This window comes from Bacteroidota bacterium, assembly GCA_018692315.1.
Taxonomy (GTDB): Bacteria; Bacteroidota; Bacteroidia; order Bacteroidales; family JABHKC01; genus JABHKC01.
This window is the reverse complement of the sequence record JABHKC010000188.1, coordinates 1-22,356: the sequence shown is the minus strand read 5'-3', so window position 1 is coordinate 22,356 and position 22,356 is coordinate 1. Positions and strand designations below refer to the sequence as shown.

Sequence of the window (22,356 nt, the reverse complement as noted above, 5' to 3'; positions counted from 1 at the left end):
AAAAATGGGAAAATACTAAAATATTTGAAAATTTCAACAGTCGGATTAGACTTTAAGGAAATTAATCCAATAGAATAAGTCAAATTAATTCTGGATTACCACAAAATGCAAACCTATGAGTGTAGCCAAAATAATTTAAAATATGTAGCAACTTGTGTGAATAATATTTTATACAATGAGTTGTCTTTTTAAAAGTTTATGAGCGAAATGGCAGTATTTCTTAAAAATAGCACTTCTGAGTTTACGATAAAAATATTTCTAAATTAGTAACTAATCAGTGTATGACAATAAATTGTATCATGCTAAACTAAAGCAAAATAAATAATATAAGCGCAAAGGTCGCTATGTAAATCGTAATTTTTCGCAAAGAAAAAATATTCAATAACTTAGCGTTCTTTGCGGTTAAAATAAACTTCAATAATCATAAATTCAGCACTTTAAACACACTGATTAGATACCAAAATTATTCGATTTTACAAAGAAACAATCCTGGAACATTCCAATGAAACAATAGGCATTTTCGAGAGTATCAACATTCATTGTAAATGTTGCTATAAACCAAATTTTTATTCAATAAAATTCAAATTTCAATCTGATTTTTCAGACTAATAATTCTACGAAATAATCTCAAATCCGGTATATTTTTGCAAGACTTTTGGGATTTTTATTCCTTCGGTTGTTTGATTGTTCTCCAGAAGGGCGGCAACTATTCTGGGCAATGCCAAAGCACTTCCATTAAGAGTATGTGCCAATTTTGTTTTCTTTCCGCCTTCTTCTTTGAATCTGAGTTTTAGCCGATTTGCCTGATAGTTTTCAAAATTTGAAACAGAACTTACCTCTAGCCATTTTTTTTGTGCTGCTGCAAAAACTTCAAAATCGAACGTAAGTGCCGAGGTAAAACTTAGGTCGCCTCCGCAAAGTTTTAGCAGTCTGTATGGAAGTTCTAATTTCTCAATCAATTTGGAAACATATTTCACCATATCTTTAAGAATTTCGTACGACTTTTCAGGATGAGCAATAGTTACAATCTCTACTTTATCGAACTGGTGCAAACGATTTAGCCCTCTCACATCTTTTCCATACGAACCCGCTTCGCGTCTGAAACATGGCGAATATGCAGTATTTTTTATCGGAAAATCATTTGCACTCAAAATTACATTTCTGTAAATATTTGTAATAGGAACTTCGGCGGTTGGAATTAAATAAAGATTATCGGCTCCAACATGATACATTTGACCTTCTTTGTCGGGCAATTGGCCTGTCCCAAAACCAGAATCTTCATTTACTAAAACTGGAGGTTGAATTTCGGCATATCCATTATTTTGTGCTTCGTCAAGAAAAAAATTGATTAGAGCTCTTTGCAATTTTGCTCCTTTTCCTTTATAAACAGGGAAACCTGCACCGGTAATTTTATTTCCTAATTCAAAATCTATTATATCATATTTTTTTGCCAAATCCCAATGAGCTAAAGGATTTTCGCACATTTCTGGCATTTTCCCACCAGTTGCAATTTCTGTGTTATCTGCTTCGCTATTGCCTCTTGGGACGCTTTCGTGAGGAATATTGGGGATGAGTGTTAAAAAATCATGAAGTTTTTTTTCAACAATTGGCAATTGCTTGTTCAAATCTTTCGACAATTCTTTTAATTCAGCAGTTTCCGCTTTTGCTTTATTTGCTTCTTCAATTTTACCTGATTTGAATAATTGACCAATTTGTTTCGATGAGCTATTCAGTTTCGATAAAATCTCATCTAACTTTTGTTGTGTCGATTTTCTTTGCAAATCTGCTGCAATCACCTCATCAAAAATTCCCTCTGCATCGAAATTTTTGATTGATAGTCGTTCAATTAATAATTCTTTATTGTCGAGGATAAATTTTACTGTAAGCATAATTTTATTTCATTAAATTCTTGACAAATCTCTAAACTGAATATTGCAAATTCAAATTTAAACAATTTGACATGTATTTTTCTATAATTGAAGAAATTACAAGAATTATCCTAAATAAAAAAATCTCCTGCTATGACAAGTCTATTATCAATACAGGAGATTTTTTATTCTGAATAAGTTATTCTTTATTCTGTTTGCTCTTAATTTTCGGGGGTTTCAACTTTTTCTTCAACAACTTCTTCGGTAATTTCATTTTCTACAATTACTTCTCCTTCAACCGTCGAATATATAGGCTCAATTGAAACATAAGATCTATTATTTCTTCTTTTTCTAAATTCAACAATACCATCTGTCAAAGCAAAAAGAGTATGATCTTTTCCAATTCCAACATTAACATCAGGATTGTGTTTTGTTCCTCGTTGACGAACAATAATGTTACCAGCTCTGGCAAACTGACCACCATAAATTTTTACACCAAGTCGTTTACTTTCCGACTCTCTTCCGTTTTTTGAACTACCAGCTCCTTTCTTATGTGCCATTTTATTTTGTGTTTAAGATTTTACATTTAAAACTTACGATACAATTTCAGCAATTTGAATATGACTGAGATACTGACGATGCCCGTTTAACACTTTATATCCTTTTCTTCTCTTTTTCTTGAAAACTTGAACTTTGTCTCCTTTCATATGCGAAAGAATTTTTGCCGATACTTTTGCACCATCAATAGTTGGTTGTCCAAGCTTGACATCTCCGTCGTTGTCTATCAATAAAACTTTCTCAAAATCAATTTGCTCGCCTGCTTCCGCATCGATTCTATGAACAAATATTTTGCTGTCTTTTTCAACTTTAAATTGTTGACCTAATATTTCTACAATTGCGTACATCTCAATAAAATTTCAATAATAATTTGGGAGTGCAAAAGTATATAAATTAATTTTTAAAACAATTTTTATTTAATTATTTTTTTATTTCATAAAATTAAACAAATCTATGAAGTAATTTTTTCTGCCTGCAAATTTAAAACATTAAACTTATTAAAAAGAAAATTGAACAAAATTCTCAAAGCTTATATAATGCAGATTAAAATGTAAGTCTGAATTAAAAATATACTGAAATGCTAAAATTATTACTACTTTTACTAATGAAATATTTTATATTGAACTATCTATATTACTGAAAATTAGAATAAATAAATATTCAGAAAATGAAAAAATTATACCATTACATTATTGTAATTTTCATTACAACTTTCATCTTTTTTCTATCAAATACCGCATTTACGCAAAATGTTTCAATTGGTAACGATTCTATTGTAAATCAACATATACCGATAGAGCCATATTACGGATATACTTATAGCCAAATAATTTATCCTCAAACAAGTATAGAAATATCAGGTACAATTTTCTCCATAATTTTCGAATATTCTGGCTCAATTTGGACTGATTCAATAAATGTTTATATGGGGACTACAGAAAAAGACACATTTGAAAATCATACTGATTGGATTTCAATTTCTGCCCTAAATCCGGTTTTTTCGGGATTTGTTTCCACATCACAAAATATGATGAAAATTGTTTTCGATAGTCCTTTTTATTACAGCAATGTGTCGAATTTAGTTATTGCAATAGATGAAAATACTACTGGTTGGCACTTAAACACTGACGAATTTTTATGTAGTCCTTCTAACATTGGAGCTCAAAGTATATATTATTATAGCGACAATACAAACCCAAATCCCGATTTACCTCCCGATGGAAATTTAGTAGAATATTTTGCCAATGTGCAATTATCATTCGATCCCGAATATTGCTATTCTCAGGCAAATAGTTCCGTAGATTCTGAAATTGATGAAGTTGTTTTTAATACTTTATCGAATAATACTGCCGGAATCTGTGCAACATATTCAGATTTTACCTACATGGTAACAGATTTATTTCCATTAAATGAATATAATTTGAATATCACAATTGGCACTTGTGGCGGAAATTACAACAAAGGAGGCAAAGTTTTTATTGATTGGAACGGAAACGGAAATTTCTATGATCAGAATGAAGAAGTCGCAATATTAGAATTGGTTAATCCCACAACTACATATAATAAAAATATTGAAGTTCCGGTTTCGGCAATTTCAGATTCCTTACGAATGCGCATAGTTGTGGCAGAAATTGGAGGAAATGCAAATTTCAACTCAGTTTCAGAAATTTCTCCTTGCGGAAATTATTCCTGGGGCGAAACAGAGGACTATACCTTATATATACATAGCCCTTCTTCAAATGACGCAGGCGTTTCAGCATTAGAAGATTTGCCAATGTTTACTGGCAATTCGGACATACTGATTTCTTTAAAGAATTATGGATTAAGTACATTAAATTCAGCAACAATAAATTGGTCAGCAGATGGAAATATAGGCGTTCCATTTTACTGGAATGGGAATCTATCAGCTGGAAACCAAGAAGATAGTATAAATATTGGTTCCTATAATTTTAATTCAATTTCACATAATATTCAAATCTGGACAAGCTCACCAAATGGTATTAGCGATGAAAATTTGCTGAATGATACACTCTCTGAAATTTTGAATTTTATTATTATTGATGAAATAAATAATTTTCCTTTTACAGAAAGTTTCGAAACCGGAATAGGAAATTTCCTTCAATCAAGTGAAGACGATTTTGATTGGACATTAAATTCAGGAACTACGCCTTCATTAAATACAGGTCCCGATACTGCATTTTCAGGCAATTTCTATTTTTATACCGAATCTTCTTCACCTCGTATCTTTGGCGATGAAGCCTCTTTGCTCACATTGTGCGATTTTTCATTATTAAGTTCACCTCAAATTAGCTTCAATTATCATATGCTCGGTGCCGGAATGGGAATTCTGCATATCGATATAAATGATGATGTATGGACAAATGATGTATGGAACATTTCTGGCAGCCAGGGAAGTAGTTGGGAATTCGCCGAAATTGATCTTTCAAATTATGCAGGCATTGACAATCTAATTATCAGATTTCGGGCTACAATAGGCGATGGTGTGAACGAAACCTGGCAAAGCGACATTTCGATAGACAATATCAAGATTGTTGATAATATAGCCTTAGATGTTGGTATTACAGCCATTCTTAATCCTCTGGAAATTGAAATTGTTGACGATATTATTCCGGTAGAAATTGTAATTACAAATTTTGGAACAGATACAGTTAGTTCCATTTTACTAAAATATCAAGTTAATAATGGAACAATAGTTTCTCAAAATTGGACAGGTATTCTGGCAAGTTTAGATTCTGATACTATCACAATGCCAAATTTAGTGATTCCTGGAGGATTTAACACTATTTGTGCTTCGGCAGAAATGTTAGGCGATTCGGCATTTTACAACAATGAATTTTGCAAAGACTTTTTCGCTCAACCTCACTACGATGCCGAACTTTTGTCAATTGAATTTCCTTCCTCGGGATGTGGACTTGGGCAAGAAAACACAATTATTAAAATAAGAAATAATGGAGAGGAAATCAATGGAGGATTCATTGCGGGAATGAGTATTGATGGTGCTCCTGCAATAATAGAACCTATAACTGCCATAGTTCTACCTGGCGAAATTTATTATCATACTTTTAGCACATCTATTGATTTGAGTACAATTTCGGAAATAGATTTCGAAATTACTACATTTATTTTTTTAGCTAATGATCCAATTTTTCAGAATGATACCCTACAAAAAACAATTACTTCATACCTGAACCCAACTGCTCCATCAGCCTCAAATTATAATATTTTTTCAGGACAAACTGCAACCATAGAATTGCTGCCAAACGATCCTGAAATTTCTCATTTATGGTATAGCGGCATTGACACTTCATTTCTGCAAATTACAAACATATTTGAAACTCCAATACTTTTATCTACAACAGAATATTTTGTTCAAGCATCGAGAACATTTCCCAACATTCTTAGCACAATCTTTTCGGCCAACAACGACCACCATGGTAATATGTTTGATATTTCGATAATTAATAGCATAATTATTAATGGATTTGATCTAAATATTGATGCAGGTGAAACTACAATTGAAATATACTATAAAGCTGGCACATATTTAGGTTTTGAGACAGATGCCACAGCATGGACCTTTTTAGAAAGCCAAGCTATCACCGGTCTTGGTACAGATGTTCCGGCTCATATCGACATAAGCAACTTGTTTTTGAATGCAGGAGAAACTTATGCTTTATACATAAGTTCGACCAATTCCATTGAGATGAATTATACAACTCTATCAAGTTTAGAAACTTTTGCAGACGAAAACTTGCAAATTACTACTGGTGCAGGGAAAGAATATCCATTTGGGCAGACATTTTCGCCACGCCGATGGAACGGAACAATTTATTATACTTCATTGAATAATTGTCAAAGCAATTTGGTTTGCGATACTGTTTTTGTTTCTGTACCAACTAACGACCTTAGCATTGTGGCAGCTAACTCACCAACTACAGGCTATAATTTAACAAACTCTGAAATGGTGAATGTAGAAATAGCAAATTTTGCTTCAAATCCTGCCAGCAATTTTATTGTAATATATTCCATCAACGATACTATTATAGTTAGTGAAACCGTCAGCGATACAATTTTGCCAATGGATACCCTCGATTTCTACTTCTCAACAATTGCCGATCTTTCTGTAAATCAAGTTTATAATTTTTCAATTTATACATCATTGCCTGGCGACCAAATAAACAATAATGATACTTTATCCTTTACTGCAGAAAACATTTTGTATCTGCCAGGCGAAACTTGCGAAATACCATATATTTTAAATCTACCGGTAATTAATTTTCAGGGCACTACCGAAAATTATGGAGACGACTTCGAAAATTTAGATTGTGGAGGAACTTGGCTCAACGGCGATGATATTGTTTATGAATTTGTAGTATCAGATTCCGGCGCTTTAAGTGGCTCTGTTGTTGGAGATTGGGCGGGGATGGTAATATTAGATGATTGTCCAGAAAATTATTACAATTGTATTAGCTCTGCATATGGATATAATGGTGGCTCTTTCGAGAATATTGCAGTTTTTCCGGGAACGTATTATGCTATTGTATCAAGCTATCCTGCACCACAATCTACTGATTTTATTTTGAATTTAACTTTAGATACCGACTCAATAATTTTTGGATGTACAAACCCAATTGCCTTTAACTATAATCCGAATGCAAATGTTGATGATGGCAATTGTTGGATTACTGAAGCAGGAGAAAGTTGTTCAAATTCTTTTATCTATGGAAATGTAAATGAACCCGCAGTTAGTAATTCAATATCTCCTTATTATTTATGGTGGTATAGTTTTACGGTAGATGGAATTTATTCAAATGTTGTGGTTTCTTTGTGTGGCTCCAATTATGACACTCAACTTCAAATTTGGGAGAATTGCAGCGATTCAAATTACATTGCCCACAATGATGACTTTTGTTTACTACAATCCGAAATTGTATTCGACACTTTATTTGCAGGAACTTATTATGTGAAAGTTTATGGATATAATAATTCATCAGGCGATTTTACTCTATCAATTACAGGCGACACAATTTCTATCGATGTTCTTGGTTGCACCGATTCAAGCGCAGACAATTATAATCCAAATGCAACAATCGATGATGGTTCATGTACCTACACGAACATAGTTCCTTGGTTTTTTGCTAATACAGGTATTATTCATAATATTATTATTCCTGAAACAGCAGCCTTAACTATTGATGGGAATCAAATTTCGATTGGTGATTATATTGGTGTATTTTATGATTCGTTGGGATTTTTGGCTTGTGGTGGTTTTTCTATGTGGGCAGGAACATCAATTGTGTTACCCACTTATGGCGAAAGTCTCGGGAATGATGGTTACTCTCAAAACGAAGAATTCAAATGGAAAATTTGGACTCCAAATAATAACATGGAGTATGACGCTCAGGCAACATACAATACAAACAATTACCCAAACTCTAACACCTTCGCTACAAATGGCTTAAGTGGATTGGAAGAACTACTTGCATTTTCATACCAAACTCAATCTGTTCAGATAGATTCGGGCTGGAATTTATTTTCAACATATATTGATCCATTTGAACCAACTTTAGATAGTATTTTTGGAAATATTCTTCAAGAACTTGAAATAATAAAAGACCAGTTTGGCTTGGTTTTTTGGCCACAGTTTAATGTAAATAGTATTGGGAATCATATTATTGGCAGAGGCTATCAAATAAAAATGAATGCGACTACAAGCACTATAATTATTGGAAATGCTGTGGAGCCGCAAAACACTCCAATTTCATTAAATCAGGGTTGGAGTATTGTTGGCTATTTGCGACAATCGGAAGCTTCAATTAGCTTGATGTTCAATTCAATAGCAACAAACATTCATATTGCTAAGGATGAAAATGGAGAAGTCTATTGGCCTATTTATTCAATTAATAATATTGGAAATATGAAGCCGGGCGAGGCATACCAAATTAAAATGATCAATTCAAGTATTTTGGTTTACCCTAATTAAAGTCCCTATTTAGTAATTCTGACTTTTACCTAAACCCAGCTCGTGCGGATTTGCAATCCATACGTCAAAGAACACGTGCTAAGCTAAATTGTTAAGAAATATATTTATCTTTGCTAAATGTCTGATAAATATAAAATGTACGAACCTGACAAAGAATATTTTATCACTATGACAACTGTTGGCTGGCTATATGTTTTTACTCATAAAAACCATAAAATGGCAATTGTAGATTCACTTAAATATTGTCAGAGAAATAAAGGCCTGGAAATTTATGGATGGGTTTTAATGCACAGCCACTTACATTTGATTTGCAGTGCAGCAGAAGGCTTTTGTCTTTCAGATATTTTGCGAGATTTTAAGAAATTCACATCGAAAAAGATAATTGGGCAAATAAAGAACGAACCGGAAAGTAGAAGGGAGTGGCTTTTGCCATTATGCAAAAATATTGTGAGCACTTAAAACGTGAGCAGAAGTATAAACTCTGGCAAGATAGTAATCATGCAAAGGTGATTTATACTAATGATTTTTTTATGAGAAACTAAATTACATTCATCAAAATCCGGTGCAAGAAATGATAGTACAAGAACCGCAGGATTATTTATTTAGTTCTGCACTAAATTATGCGGAATTGCCTAATTTGATAGAAATTATTGTAGAAATGTCTCAACTGAAGACTTACGTTTAAATCTTTGGGTTCTATCTATTTTGGACGAACGGATTGCAAATCCGCGCTAGCAGGGTGGTTTTATTAATTTCTTTAGGATAAAAGATAATTTTAATATCGACATGTATTCAAATCCAACTAAAAATAATACTAATGATTAAATTTTCTTCAAAGTTTATATGGATCTTTTTTGTTTTACTTGTTTCATCCTGTAGTTGTTTTTATGAATCTGAATTTGATAAAGAAAAACAAATAATTGATAACTATCATCGTCAGTTATTAATGGATGCTGGTAAACTTTTTTTCTTTATTCCCCAAAAAGAAATTGCTAATCTATATCCAAGCCTAGATACAGTCATGAATTGTGATGCTAGGCAAGGAGATAAAGTTTTGTTTTTCGATTCAGATGGAAATATTGTATACCAATGTAAAATATATTCTAATAAAAAAGATTGTGCGATTAAAATACGATGTCTGAATTTAAATAGTGGCGAATATTATATTTCTTCCTTATCTATGAATAATATTAAAGGATTTAGCAATGATGAGTTTTCTCATTTTTTGATAATATCATCATCAAATCAGTAGTTAGATAGAAATGGCACTTTCTGGTTATTGAAACAATAGAAAGCTCTCTTTAGTGCGAGCTTAAAGCATCCCAGCTATCGCGGATTTGTAATCCGTGCGTCCAACAACACAAAACCACCCTTAATTGTAAAAAATAATTTTTACCTTTGCTAAACCCCAGCTATCGCGGATTTGCAATCCGTGTGTACAATAACTCGAAAATCAGAGAAAGCTTATTATTAACTTCAAGTACCCGACACTGACTATTTAAACAAATTTAATGATACAAAAAAAGGCTGCCTATAAAAGACAGCCTTTTTCATAACTCTAAACAATTAATCTATTTTACAAATCGTAAAGTTTCCAAAGAATTTTGGGTTGATATAGTAATAAGATAGCTTCCCTGTGGAATAAATTTCACATTGATATGGAATGAATTTGCACCTTGGTGCAGCTCAACATTTTCGTTATATAAAACACTTCCTGTGATGGAGTATATTTTAATATTTGCTGATGATGAAATATCAGAAACAAGCTCTAAATTCAGATTGTCGCTTACAGGATTTGGATATGATTTTAATCCGCTTATAGTAATCTCGTTTACAATACTTAAAGCTGTTTTTTGTTCATCAATCATCTGATTTGTTGTTTCTACCATTGATGAGTAGTATTCACAAAGACAAGAATCAGAGATTTGAGCATTTCCACCATGATCTCCATGATTTCCATGTCCGCCTTGTCCACCATGATTTCCATGTCCGCCTTGTCCGCCATGATTTCCATGTCCGCCTTGTCCACCATGATTTCCATGTCCGCCTTGTCCACCGTGGTTTCCATAACCTCCATGTCCGAAAATTGTATCAGTAACAATTATTGTATCGCCAAAGTGCGTAAATATAGTATCGCCAGGTAAATGAACAATTGTATCTGTTGCATTTAGACCAACATGTCCATGCCAACCATGACTGAAAATTGTGTCTGATACTATTAAAGTATCACCGGAAGGACAGAAAATTGTATCGCCGGGTAGGTAAATTATAGAATCGCCAACATTATGACCGTGTCCTCCATGATTGCCATGTCCACCATGATTGCCGTGTCCGAAAATTGTATCAGTAACAATAATCGTATCGCCAAAATGCGTGAAAATTGTATCACCGGGCAAATAAATAATTGTATCGCTTACAACAATGATGGTATCTCCACAGCCGGGTCCACCAGGACCTCCGCCATTGCCGCCGTTACCGCCGCCACCGTTTCCTCCATGATTTCCGTGTCCACCGTGTCCACCGTTGATTTGTGCAAAGGTAATTGTTGCAGCAAAAATTAATCCTAGTAAAAAAAATGTTCTTTTCATATTCGTTTATTTTTTGTTTATAGCCTTAAGATGCAAGTTTAATAAATAGTTGCACTAATTTTTTATTTTAACTATTTTCTTTCTGTATTTTTGATTATTATATGTTTCTAATTCAACAATATAAATGCCAAATTCATAGGCATTTATGTCCAGATTATATGTTCTCGAATTAATAGATTCAGCACAAAATATTTCTACAGATTGTAGATCAAAAACTTTTACACTAAGTAAAAAAACTGAACTTTCTATGCGAATGAAATCCTTAGAAGGATTAGGAAATATATTAAATGAATAAAAATTACTCAGGTTTGTTTCTGTGTTTAGCAATATCTCATCTTGATAAATTCTAATATCAGGGACTATATAATTTTTGTTTTCTTCCGATAAATTAATTTGATGAATAATAGGAATATAATTAAAAACGTCTGTTTTTATACGATAGTTTCCTAATGGAATTTGCAAAAACTCAAAGTCCATAGATGTTTCCAAAAACCTAAAATCCAGTATCTCATTATTATCATTCAATAAATAAACTGTAACTGGAGGCAAATGGTTATATGTAAGCCAAATAGGCACTAAACTAAAATCAACTGAATCATGCCGAATTATTGTACCGGAGATTGAACCACTTCCATAAAACATTTCGTCATAAGAATTTAGTTCGATAGTAAAAGGTGGAATTGGCGATTGCATCGTAATTGAGTCTGCATTCTGCCATATTCCTGAATTTCCGACATAAGTAGGCAGATATTTTGGAAAATATGGGAAATTTATGTCAAATTGCGGTATTGCCTGAATGTAAAAATGATTGTAAAATATGTGAGGAATTTCAAATTCTCCATTAACAATTTCGTATTTTGAAATCCAGGTAAATGTTTTGGGTTTACATCTTTGATACAAATATATGATACCGACTTGCAAGTTTATACCATTATGTTTAACAGTACCTACTGCCGATTCAAATTCGCCAATAGGTAGAGTTTCACATATTTCTCCATTAAAATCATTATGATCAAAAATCTGTAAACAAATATCGTAGAGCCCTTTTTCAGGAAAATTGATAATTGGCATAAATTCAGTTGAAATTGTATCGAACTCAAATGACCAATAAACCGAGTCAGTAAAACCAAAGGATGTATTGATAAATCCGTATGAAAGATTATTGATTTTTTCCATTTGAAAATTTGGAATATGGACATGTTGCGGAATATGCTGATTACAAACTTCAAAGTCAAGATTTATTGTACCATGATACGCAGTACAAGTCTCGGTTTGGTTGTAATAATCTCCATTGCAGTTTGACCATGACTGAACATAAAATTTTGGAAAGTAGCCAAATGGAATGTTAAAAACTTTTGAATAATAGCCGGATTTATTTGTTTCTACTTTTTCCACATCTGCCATAGATAAAGAATAGATATAAACCTCGTGATGATTAATATCATTGCCGAAAGTGTCGGTAACAAATCCCTCAATTTTAAATTGGTATGCAAAAACTTTAAAAAATATTATAGTTAAAGCAAATATCAGAACAAATCTTTTCATAATTATATCAGAAATAATACCTTAAGCCTGTTTTTAAGCCAGATATGTTTGTTTTTAATTTATAATCGTCATTTTTATATAAGTTGAAAATTGATTGCTTAAAATAAGGTTCAACTAAAAAACTCCATTGAGTTGAAAACTTGTATTCGGCAAGACATGAGATATATAGCGACAATGAATAGCTTTGAAGTTCATTCTTTGTTTGAAGTTTTGTTGAATACAAATCGTCTTCGAAATAAACTTCGTATTTTTTATGCCTGATTAAAAACTCATTAATGATACCACTACTTAACGAGAAGTTAAGATTTCCGAAATTGAAATACCATGAAGCAATTAATGGAATTTGAAGATATTCTATTTTATTTATTGCATTTTTCGAATGATTTATAAAAACTGTATCATATTTTTCAACATAATTGGTATCAAAAGTATATGAATAGGAAGTGTCGTAAAATGTTTCCCAAATAGTATCGCCCATTGAAAACAATGAATCAATATTGATGAAATAAACTGAATCGACATTGCTATGGATATTTTCAAAAATATCTGCTACCAAAGATGTATCAATGTTCAGATTATCGTAGCTGAAGGAAAAATTATCATGAGATAATGAGTATGACAATCCGCTACTAAGCGACAGTTTCTTCCATATATTATAATTATATTTAAAACCAATATTCAAGCTATTTGCAGATTGAATAGCTTTTTCCCGAAATTTATATAAATCATTTGTTTCAGGAAACGATGCTCTATAGCTTTTAATACCGTAAGCCCAAATGATATCAATATTCGATTTTTCGATTTTATTTTTCTGTATTATTGAATTTCTAAAATCAAAATCAAAATTGTCGTAACAGTTTGCCCGCAAATCAGCTTTTTTATGTTCTATTTTTTTCATTTTTTCAATCTCATCTACAAATAGACTATCGTAGTAAAAAACTGTATCATGAATTGTTTGATAAGTAAAAACTGTATCGTATGTATAAATTGTATCGTAAACTATTATGGTATCAGGCTCAATCACAAATTGTTCATAGCCTATAAAAACACTCTTAATATTTGACGCATTTGAATTTATTACAAATAAAAAAATCATTAATATTAAAAAATAAAAATGATTAGCTTTTTGCATATCAGATTTCGTTTTTTTTTCAGAAAACATTGCAAACATAATCCGTATTTAAATCGCACTATTTGTTTCTAAATATTTGTTTTTGTTTCCTGATTGTATCAGTAATTCTAATGGTTTTTGTCTTATAAATAGTTTTTTTGACTGGAACTTTTATTGTATCGATAATCACATTATCGGGCAAAATATTTTCATTGATTGAGCCAATATTTGTGGAGTGTTCAGGTTTATCCTCTATTGTATGTATAATATCGTTTTCCGTATTGCTCACACTTGAATTTTCCGTAGATAAAATATTTTGGTTTTTTGTTTCAATAATATTTTTGTTTTCAGCATTTTTTACTGAGATACTACTATTTTCAATATCATTGGTATTCTCCAAGGAGAGGTAAGTTATTCCGATAGTTGCAACAGTTACGATGCTAAGAGTTGAAATAATATGAGTGCTTAAAAAGTTAATAAAAGTAGAACCAGCATTACTTACTGAACTTAAAAATGAATTTTGTAATTCAATGCCAGAATTAGATATTTCTGATTGGGCAGATTCTATACTTGAAGTTTTATTCCCATACGATTGCATTTTTTGCTTCAAATCCAACCAATTTTTCGTGGGTGTAGCTTGCAAGTTAGTATATGCTTTTTTTAATATTTCGTCTATATATTTAAAATTTTCATTCATAGCCAAAGGTGCAAATGCGTAAACTAATTTCCTTTTGTTTTTTTTCTTCCTTTCCATGCTTATATCAAATAACTTTTGTTGAAGTTGTTTTCTTGCACGTAAAAGCTTACTTTTCGATGTCGATTCTTTTATACCCAAAGTTTTTGCAATTTCCTTATGTTTATATCCTTCAATAACATAAAGATTAAAAACAGCTCTATATCCTTCGGGCAAGGTGTGAGCAATTTCGAGAATCTCTTTTGAGTCAAACTCGGCATCTAATATTGTTGACTTAATTTCTTCGCCGCAATATTCCGAATTGTCAAAACTTTTTGAATCAATATTTAATTCGTTGATTTTGTCAATGCTTACAACTTTATTTTCAATCTTTTTTGCCCTTAACCCCATAAGAACGGTGTTGATCATTATTCTTCGCATCCAACCAATAAAACTTCCTTCACCCGAATATTTATCTATTTTATTAAAAATAGTAATAAATCCTTCCTGTAAATAATCTTCTGCTTCCTGACGATTCGTGCAATAGCTCAAACAAATTCCAAACATAGTTGGAGAAAATTGTTCGTACAACAATCTTTGCGACTTCTCATCAGCAGCTCTACAGCCAGTAACTAATTGTTGATCAACAACCATATTTTTAATTATTCAAATTATAGATGCAAGATATAAAAATAGTTGCAATTAAATTTACAAATTCACATTTTCCTTGCCCTCAAGATTTCACGTTTACCTTTTGGTCCAGGAATTTTCTCTATTTGAAATCCTGCCGATTTTAAAGCTCGTTTTACAGAACCTTTGCAAGAATAAGTAGTCAAAATTCCATTCTTATTCATGTTATCGAACACTCTTTCGAAAATAGAGTTTGTCCAAAGTTCGGGTTGAACTTCCGGTGCAAAAGCATCGAAATAAAAAAGATCAATTTTTTCGGCAAACTCAAAATTCTCGAAATTTGCTATTATTTTTGTTAAACTAAAATTGTCAGAAATAGCTACGCTTTGGTTCCAAGCAACTTCATGTATTTTATTGAAAATTTGGTCGCATTCTTGACTTAACAATTTGCAATAGTTAAGTTGTTTAACCAATTCTTTTTTTAGAGGAAACAATTCAATTGCATGATAATCAATACTTTTCCCAAGTTTTTCAGCCTCAATAAATGTTAATAGGGTATTTAAACCTGTCCCAAAACCAAGCTCAAACACAGAAATTTCTTGCTTCTCTATCTCTAAAAAACCTGATTTTATGAAAACATGCATCGATTCTTGAATTGCACCAAAAGTTGAATGGTAGCTTTCATTATACTCAGGCAGAAAAATTGTATTTGAACCATCATCGCTGGTTATGATTTTATATTTATTCACAAAATTTGCAGAATTATTAATAAGATAAATGATTCACAAAGTAATTCCATTTTTCTAATATTTAAACCAGTACAACAAAATATTTTCCATAAGTTTCAAAATATCTAATTTGAAAAATTACTTTTGCAAGAATAATGAATTACACTGGAAAAATAGTTTGGATAACAGGAGCTTCGTCCGGAATTGGCGAGGCTTTAACATATTTATTTAGCAAAGAAAAAGCTAAAATAATAATTTCGGCACGCCGGGAAAACGAATTGGAAAGAGTAAAAAATAATTGTGCAGAAAATGCAGATAATATATTTATTGCAGCTTTCGATCTACTTGACACAAAAAATATTGATGAGCTTACAAATTCGTTAATAAAAAAGTTTGGGAGAATAGATTTGCTGATAAACAACGGTGGCATGAGCCAGAGATCGTATATTGAAGAAACACCTATCGAAAACGACCGAAAATTAATGGAAGTGAATTTTTTCTCTTCCATTACCCTCACTAAAAGCGTTTTACCTACTATGATAAAACAAAAAAGCGGGCATATTGTTGCAATTAGTAGCATAGTTGGGAAATTTGGATTTCCACTACGCTCGGCATATTCTGCATCGAAACATGCCCTTCATGGATTTTATGAAACTGCCAGGCTCGAACTAAAAAAGAAAAATATTAAAGTTACAATTGCGATACCTGGGCGTGTGCAAACAAATATCTCAAAAAATGCACTCTCGGGCAATGGGAAACCATATGGAAAAATGGACGGCGGTCAAAAACACGGAATTCCGGTGGAATTATGTGCACAACAAATAATTGATGCAATCAAAAAAAACAAAAAAGAAGTAAATATTGGAGGCAAAGAAGTTTTATTAGTTCATATACGAAGATTTTTCCCAGCCATATTTGAAAAAATTGCTTTGAAAGTTAAATCAACATAGAGAGTTATGAATTAGTAATTATGAATTACAAATTTCATTTCGATAGTTTTAAGGTGAATTATGATTCAAGAATATTACTTTGAAAATTTTAATTATTTATTGAAAGAATCTTTAAATTACAGAAGATTTTTCCCAATTTATAATTTCTAATATTTTTATCAAAATAAATAACAGCAAAAAGTAAAATGAAAATAATAAGTGGAATACAGCAAATTGGCATTGGAAACCCCGATGTTTATAAAACATGGAAATGGTATAGAAAAGCCTTCGGAATGGATATACCTATTTTTGACGAAGCTGCAACTGCCGGCCTAATGCTTCCATACACTGGAGGAGAGCCACAGGAAAGACATGCAGTTTTAGCTATGAATATAAATGGCGGTGGTGGATTTGAAATTTGGCAATACACAAAACGAAAAGCAGAAGCTCCTGATTTTGAAGTACAAACCGGAGATTTAGGAATTTATGTTGCAAAAATAAAAACCAGAAATATTTCTATTGCTTTTGAAAAATTTAGTCAACAAAAGCTCGAAATAATTGGCAAAATTGAAATCAATCCGGCAGGAGAACGAGTTTTTTATTTGCGGGATTTTCTAGGTAATATTTTTCAAATAGAAGAATCGAAAGATTGGTTTTCAAAATCGAAGCATTTCACAGGTGGTTGTTCAGGAGCAATTATTGGAGTTTCAGATATCGAAAAAGCTAAAAAATTGTATGTCGATATTTTAGAATACGACAATATTATTTACGACGAGATTGGAGTGTTTCCTGACTTTGCAAATTTGCCAGGTGGAAACAAAAAATTTCGGCGCATTTTATTAAGCCATAGCAAAAAACGACAAGGCGCATTTAGCGAATTGTTGGGTGCAACAAGCATAGAACTTATTCAAGCAATAGATTACGAAGCCCGAAAAATCTTTGAAAATAGATTTTGGGGAGATTTAGGATTCATACATTTATGTTTCGATGTAAATGGGATTGAGGATATTAAAAAAGAATGTGCCTCGAAGGGATTTGAATTCACAGTCGATTCGAGCAACAGTTTTGATATGGGCGAGGCTGCCGGACAGTTTTCCTACATAGAAGATCCGGATGGCACTTTGATAGAATTCGTTGAAACCCATAAAATCCCTATCCTGAAAAAATTGGGCTGGTATTTAAATTTAAGAAAAAGAAACCCTGAAAAAGCTCTGCCAAAATGGATGCTTAGAACTCTTGCTTTTGGGAGAGTGAAGGATTAGTGATTTTTTATTGATTATTTGCAATTTCGTTATTACAGGCTAATGAACTCAACTCTAAAAAACAATTATTGTAATAGTATTACTGAATTTTCCCGCTCAAAATCTTCAATTGTAAAAATTGGACAAAAAGAAATTGGCGGAGATAATCCTGTCAGTGTTCAGTCGATGACAAACACAAATACTATGGATACAGAAGCGACAGTTCAGCAAACTATAAAAATATTTAATGAAGGTGCCGATTTCGTTAGAATCACTGCTCAAGGAGTGAAAGAAGCTGATAATTTGGCAATTATTAAATCTGAACTACGCAAAAAAGGATACACAAATCCTTTGATTGCCGATATTCATTTTAATCCGAAAGCAGCATTAGTTGCTGCAAAAAATGTCGATAAAGTCAGGATAAATCCTGGAAATTATGTTGATAAGAAAAACTTTAAAAAATTAGATTTTACAGACGATGAATATAAACTTGAAATAGAAAAAATTCATCAAAACCTATTGCCATTACTGAAAGTTTGCAAAGAAAATAATACAGCCATTCGCATTGGGACAAATCATGGCTCTTTATCCGACAGGATTTTAAGCAAATATGGCGACACCCCAAAAGGAATGGTAGAATCTACGATGGAATTTTTACGAATTTGTCGGGACACGGATTTTCATAATATCGTGATTTCAATGAAAGCCAGCAACACACAAATTATGGTTCAGGCGAATCGTTTGTTAGTGAGCCAAATGCAAGCAGAAGGAATGAATTATCCGCTCCATCTTGGAGTTACAGAAGCTGGCGAAGGCGAAGATGGTAGGATAAAATCTGCCATCGGAATTGGAACTTTACTTAACGATGGAATAGGTGCTACTATAAGAATATCGCTCACCGAAGACCCTGAAAGAGAAATTCCGGTTGCGAAAAAATTGCGAGATAATTTTCAAAATTTAAAAAATCACGAATCCATAAAACCAATTTCGAAAATAGCATACAATCCCTACGAATATCAAAAAAGATTAAGTAGAAATATTGAGAATATCGGCAATAAAAACGTGCCAGTTGTGCTTGCCGATTTTAGTTCAATAAAAATCGAACAATCGGATTTTCAAAAAATTGGATATTTTTTTGATAAAAATAGAAACCAATGGACAAAAAATGATTTTGCTGCTGAATATGTTTTTATTGATATAAATAAGGTAGGTTTTACGCTCCCTGAAAATTTGAAAATCATCTGTTCGTATAAACATTGGCTTTCTTCCTTTGAAAAAAATGAAAATTATTTTCCGATTTACGATTTAGATGAATTTACCAAGGCAAAAATAAAATCTGCAAAAATAAATTTTGTCAAACTTAAATATTCCGATTTTTCAGAAATAGTATTTGAGGATTTCTCAAAGGATAAAACAAGTGTTTTTATTCTCCAAACGACTAACACGAATGGCATTGCCGACCAACGCGCTTTTTTCAATGAATTAAAAATAAGAGACATCCCAATTCCGGTAATAATTAATCGCTCTTATTCAGAGAATTCTTTCGAATCGCTATTGCTGAAAAGTTCGGCTGACATAGGTGCACTATTTATTGACGGATTTGGAGATGGAATTTTCATTCAAAACAAAATTGAAGAAAACTCTGATACCAATCCTGAAAAAATTAATTCATTTTCCTTTGGAATATTGCAAGCTTGCCGAGTCAGAACTACAAAAACAGAATACATTTCTTGCCCTTCTTGCGGGCGTACACTTTTTGATTTACAAACTGCTACTGCAAAAATTCGCAATAAAGCAGGGCATCTTAAAGGCTTAAAAATTGGAGTGATGGGCTGCATTGTGAACGGACCAGGCGAAATGGCCGATGCAGACTACGGATACGTTGGTACCCAAAAAGGCAAAATATCTTTGTATAAAGAGCATATGGTTGTGAAAAAAAATATTCCTGAAGAAAATGCAGTTGAAGAACTCATTGCATTGATAAAAGAAAATGGCGATTGGAAAGAATGCTAACAGTTATAAATTTTCAAATTAATTTACACGAGTTTATTTCTGCTGATATATTTATAATTATAAGAAATTATTTTTCCATTTTTTTGAAATTGGAAAGTTTATTCTAAAGGGGGGCTTCTATAAATAGTAAATTTCAAGGCGTAAGAAATTTCAAAACCGTAGTTTACTAATGTAAATGAGGATTTTGAAATTTTGAAACAACGAAGAAATTTGCATTTTTAGAAGTCCCTTAAAGAACAAATATCAAATTTCCTTTTCAACAGATTTTTCAGATTTACCATTGTCAAAATTCAAATAAGGAAAAATCATAGGAGCTAAAGACGAAATTGGTTCATAAAGAAAAGATTTTTCTTTCAATTCGGGTTTAATAATTTTTGAATCTTTATCGAATTTGTTGAAAATAGCAATTATTATACTGATAAAAAAAGCAAATTTCGCAACACCAAAAATCAATCCTGCAATTCTATTGAAAAAACCCAGAGATACGGCACTAACCAATCTGTCAATAGCCTTAGCAATAAGATGAACCACAAATACAATCAAAATAAAAGTAATTCCAAACGAAATTATACTCATATATTCCGAATGAAAATTGAAGGTATTTGTCAAAATTCCTTTGGTCAATGAAGAAAAAATCGAGGCCCCATATACTCCAATTAGTAATGCAGCCAAACTTGCAGCTTCAATAATTAAACCTTTTTTTATCCCTTTATATGCGCCCCATAGCAAGGGTACAAGAATAATTATGTCGATATAGCTAAAGCTAAAGTTATCCATAGTTAAAGTTTTTACAAAAAGTTACAAAAATAATTTAAAATTTACACTTTGATTATTAAAATTGAAATAAAAGAAAATTATTTGTATAAAGTATTTTGTAACTATTCACTAATAATATTGATTTTGTTTCAAGAGTTTTAACTACCGATTTGAATCTTACTAATAGGAATCCTTTTATTATTTAGAATTTTACATCCTTTGGTCGTTGTTTAGAAATACACTTGCCAGATTATGCCACCACAGTTTTAGGTACATGTAGCACTCCGGATGACGATTACAGGACTCCAGGAAACAATTTGCCTGGGGAATAAATGTAGGTTCATACTTTGATTATACAATTGAGTCAGGATGTCCTATCAATGTAAATGATGTGGTTGATTCAACAGTAAATGTTCTTGAAATGAACCTCGGGCATCTCAAATTTATTGATTGGGTAGAAAGCAATGGTGCAAATTTTGCAGATTGGTATAAACCAAAAACAGGATACAGAGCTTGTTCTCACTTTTACATTGAACAGCATTCAAGTTTCACTCCAAATGTTTGTGCACATTACCTAAATCCAGCAATTTATCCATATTTGCCAAATTTAGCTCCATAATTCAACAAGTCAAATTTTAGAAAAAAGGAAAGAGATAAAAATCCCTTTCCTTTTTTTTGCCTAATTCTTGCTAATACATAAATTCTAACATTTTCCAGTATATTTTTATTAAAACAGACAATTTTCTGTAAAGATGGAAATCAAAAAAAATATAAATGGACAGAACTGAGTTTCATTTAAAATTGAAAACAAAATTTGAAATGATGAAATTTTCACACTTCAAAAAGCATTTTTTTTTAATAAAAATTTTGTTTCCGACTTTTATATATATATTTACATTTAAAAAAATAATGCAAAATTTTCATGATTGAATCAATTATAAATATAAGTAATTGTACTGATACTTAATGATGTATAAAATATTTGAATAAAAATAAACTTAATAAATATATTTAATAAAACTAAAAAAATGGCAGAATTTAATTTTAAACAAGCAGTTTATGCAGGAATGATTGCAATTGCAGGTGTTGATGATGATGTTTCAAAAAATGAAATTAAAAATGTTGATAGAGTTTTCAAATTAGACTATAATCTAACAAAAAAAGAAAAAAAGGAAGTTTTGGAACTTTGGGAATCTAACAAAGGCAACTTCACACAAATAGTTATAGACGAACTGAAAACATTTTCGGAGCAAGACCAGAAAGATGCTTTCACCAGAGCCAAAAGATTTATTAACTTTACTAAAAATCAGTATAATAGAAGCAAAGAAGCTGTAGAAAAAGGTATTGATCCGAAACGAGAAGAAATTTACCAATACCTCGAAAGAGCAGAAGAAATAAAAGTTGGTTTAGGACTAATATAAATTCAAGCTGCTGAGCTTCGATAACAATGGTTTCGATTTGGAGACATATTTTCAAACCATCTTGTTGATAGTTTGACGCATCAATAATATAAAACTTAAAAATAATGCTATCTTAACCTGAATAATTCATAAATATTTCTACCACAAGCTCAAACTGCACATCATCTTTGACCGTCCTCAATTTTTATTCCATCAAAATAGCTCGCTATTACTCAAAAATAAAAATCTGTGGTAGTTCAAATCTGATACACATTTTAACCTTTCGTTACGAAAATTTATGAATTATTCAGG

At 31.7% G+C, this 22,356-nt stretch carries 16 protein-coding genes and 1 pseudogene; 8 read left to right on the top strand and 9 right to left on the bottom strand.

Annotated elements, in window-relative coordinates:
* Positions 1-614 precede the first annotated feature (614 nt).
* The 3 genes from serS to rplU all read right to left on the bottom strand — a co-directional run bounded on the left by serS (position 615) and on the right by rplU (position 2,773).
* A complete protein-coding gene (gene serS / locus HN894_13945; protein MBT7144426.1) occupies positions 615-1,889 on the bottom strand; it encodes a serine--tRNA ligase in 1,275 nt (424 codons plus the stop codon).
* A gap of 200 nt (positions 1,890-2,089) precedes the next feature.
* A complete protein-coding gene (rpmA, locus tag HN894_13940) occupies positions 2,090-2,428 on the bottom strand; it encodes a 50S ribosomal protein L27 (GenBank protein MBT7144425.1) in 339 nt (112 codons plus the stop codon).
* Positions 2,429-2,461: 33 nt separating this feature from the next.
* Positions 2,462-2,773 (bottom strand): 50S ribosomal protein L21, encoded by a 312-nt coding sequence (gene rplU / locus HN894_13935; protein ID MBT7144424.1) that lies wholly within the window; start codon positions 2,771-2,773, stop codon positions 2,462-2,464.
* Positions 2,774-3,093: 320 nt separating this feature from the next.
* Here rplU and HN894_13930 point away from each other — a divergent pair, with 320 nt between their 5' ends.
* The 3 genes and pseudogenes from HN894_13930 to HN894_13920 all read left to right on the top strand — a co-directional run bounded on the left by HN894_13930 (position 3,094) and on the right by HN894_13920 (position 9,682).
* Positions 3,094-8,430 (top strand): hypothetical protein, encoded by a 5,337-nt coding sequence (locus tag HN894_13930; protein MBT7144423.1) that lies wholly within the window; start codon positions 3,094-3,096, stop codon positions 8,428-8,430.
* Between the two features lie 117 nt (positions 8,431-8,547).
* Positions 8,548-9,115, top strand: a pseudogene (locus tag HN894_13925) (transposase).
* Between the two features lie 132 nt (positions 9,116-9,247).
* Positions 9,248-9,682 carry a hypothetical protein gene (locus tag HN894_13920; protein MBT7144422.1) on the top strand — a complete coding sequence of 145 codons (435 nt, stop codon included), beginning with the start codon at positions 9,248-9,250 and terminating at the stop codon, positions 9,680-9,682.
* 319 nt (positions 9,683-10,001) lie between these two features.
* Here the strand turns inward: HN894_13920 and HN894_13915 are convergent, their stop codons facing one another.
* The 5 genes from HN894_13915 to mnmD all read right to left on the bottom strand — a co-directional run bounded on the left by HN894_13915 (position 10,002) and on the right by mnmD (position 15,726).
* Positions 10,002-11,018 (bottom strand): T9SS type A sorting domain-containing protein, encoded by a 1,017-nt coding sequence (locus HN894_13915; GenBank protein MBT7144421.1) that lies wholly within the window; start codon positions 11,016-11,018, stop codon positions 10,002-10,004.
* Between the two features lie 54 nt (positions 11,019-11,072).
* Positions 11,073-12,563, bottom strand: coding sequence for a T9SS type A sorting domain-containing protein (locus HN894_13910; protein MBT7144420.1), 1,491 nt, complete (start codon positions 12,561-12,563; stop codon positions 11,073-11,075).
* 7 nt (positions 12,564-12,570) lie between these two features.
* Positions 12,571-13,659: a hypothetical protein gene (locus HN894_13905; GenBank protein MBT7144419.1), complete on the bottom strand. Its 1,089-nt coding sequence runs from the start codon at positions 13,657-13,659 to the stop codon at positions 12,571-12,573.
* A 94-nt stretch (positions 13,660-13,753) separates the two neighbouring features.
* Entirely contained in the window at positions 13,754-15,001 is a 1,248-nt protein-coding gene (locus tag HN894_13900; protein ID MBT7144418.1) for a sigma-70 family RNA polymerase sigma factor, read from the bottom strand.
* 62 nt (positions 15,002-15,063) lie between these two features.
* Positions 15,064-15,726 carry a tRNA (5-methylaminomethyl-2-thiouridine)(34)-methyltransferase MnmD gene (mnmD, locus tag HN894_13895; protein ID MBT7144417.1) on the bottom strand — a complete coding sequence of 221 codons (663 nt, stop codon included), beginning with the start codon at positions 15,724-15,726 and terminating at the stop codon, positions 15,064-15,066.
* 134 nt (positions 15,727-15,860) lie between these two features.
* Here mnmD and HN894_13890 point away from each other — a divergent pair, with 134 nt between their 5' ends.
* The 3 genes from HN894_13890 (at position 15,861) to ispG (ending at position 19,888) form a co-directional block, all read left to right on the top strand.
* Positions 15,861-16,655, top strand: coding sequence for an SDR family oxidoreductase (locus tag HN894_13890; GenBank protein ID MBT7144416.1), 795 nt, complete (start codon positions 15,861-15,863; stop codon positions 16,653-16,655).
* Positions 16,656-16,840: 185 nt separating this feature from the next.
* Positions 16,841-17,896 carry a VOC family protein gene (locus HN894_13885; protein MBT7144415.1) on the top strand — a complete coding sequence of 352 codons (1,056 nt, stop codon included), beginning with the start codon at positions 16,841-16,843 and terminating at the stop codon, positions 17,894-17,896.
* Positions 17,897-17,938: 42 nt separating this feature from the next.
* Positions 17,939-19,888: a (E)-4-hydroxy-3-methylbut-2-enyl-diphosphate synthase gene (gene ispG, locus HN894_13880; GenBank protein MBT7144414.1), complete on the top strand. Its 1,950-nt coding sequence runs from the start codon at positions 17,939-17,941 to the stop codon at positions 19,886-19,888.
* Positions 19,889-20,131: 243 nt separating this feature from the next.
* On the opposite strand, the gene HN894_13875 is transcribed toward ispG, so the two are convergent.
* Positions 20,132-20,665, bottom strand: a complete 534-nt coding sequence (locus tag HN894_13875) for a CvpA family protein (GenBank protein ID MBT7144413.1) — start codon at positions 20,663-20,665, stop codon at positions 20,132-20,134.
* A 370-nt stretch (positions 20,666-21,035) separates the two neighbouring features.
* On the opposite strand from HN894_13875, the gene HN894_13870 reads away from it, so the two are divergent.
* Both HN894_13870 and HN894_13865 read left to right on the top strand, forming a co-directional pair.
* Positions 21,036-21,263, top strand: a complete 228-nt coding sequence (locus tag HN894_13870; GenBank protein ID MBT7144412.1) for a hypothetical protein — start codon at positions 21,036-21,038, stop codon at positions 21,261-21,263.
* A 409-nt stretch (positions 21,264-21,672) separates the two neighbouring features.
* Entirely contained in the window at positions 21,673-22,065 is a 393-nt protein-coding gene (locus HN894_13865; GenBank protein MBT7144411.1) for a hypothetical protein, read from the top strand.
* Positions 22,066-22,356 lie beyond the last annotated feature (291 nt).

Coding starts and splice junctions, on each gene's coding strand:
- serS (MBT7144426.1), bottom strand. CDS start 1,889: ATGCTTACAGTAAAATTTATCCTCGACAATAAAGAATTATTAATTGAA.
- rpmA (MBT7144425.1), bottom strand. CDS start 2,428: ATGGCACATAAGAAAGGAGCTGGTAGTTCAAAAAACGGAAGAGAGTCG.
- rplU (MBT7144424.1), bottom strand. CDS start 2,773: ATGTACGCAATTGTAGAAATATTAGGTCAACAATTTAAAGTTGAAAAA.
- HN894_13930 (MBT7144423.1), top strand. CDS start 3,094: ATGAAAAAATTATACCATTACATTATTGTAATTTTCATTACAACTTTC.
- HN894_13920 (MBT7144422.1), top strand. CDS start 9,248: ATGATTAAATTTTCTTCAAAGTTTATATGGATCTTTTTTGTTTTACTT.
- HN894_13915 (MBT7144421.1), bottom strand. CDS start 11,018: ATGAAAAGAACATTTTTTTTACTAGGATTAATTTTTGCTGCAACAATT.
- HN894_13910 (MBT7144420.1), bottom strand. CDS start 12,563: ATGAAAAGATTTGTTCTGATATTTGCTTTAACTATAATATTTTTTAAA.
- HN894_13905 (MBT7144419.1), bottom strand. CDS start 13,659: ATGATTTTTTTATTTGTAATAAATTCAAATGCGTCAAATATTAAGAGT.
- HN894_13900 (MBT7144418.1), bottom strand. CDS start 15,001: ATGGTTGTTGATCAACAATTAGTTACTGGCTGTAGAGCTGCTGATGAG.
- HN894_13890 (MBT7144416.1), top strand. CDS start 15,861: ATGAATTACACTGGAAAAATAGTTTGGATAACAGGAGCTTCGTCCGGA.
- HN894_13885 (MBT7144415.1), top strand. CDS start 16,841: ATGAAAATAATAAGTGGAATACAGCAAATTGGCATTGGAAACCCCGAT.
- ispG (MBT7144414.1), top strand. CDS start 17,939: ATGAACTCAACTCTAAAAAACAATTATTGTAATAGTATTACTGAATTT.
- HN894_13875 (MBT7144413.1), bottom strand. CDS start 20,665: ATGGATAACTTTAGCTTTAGCTATATCGACATAATTATTCTTGTACCC.
- HN894_13865 (MBT7144411.1), top strand. CDS start 21,673: ATGGCAGAATTTAATTTTAAACAAGCAGTTTATGCAGGAATGATTGCA.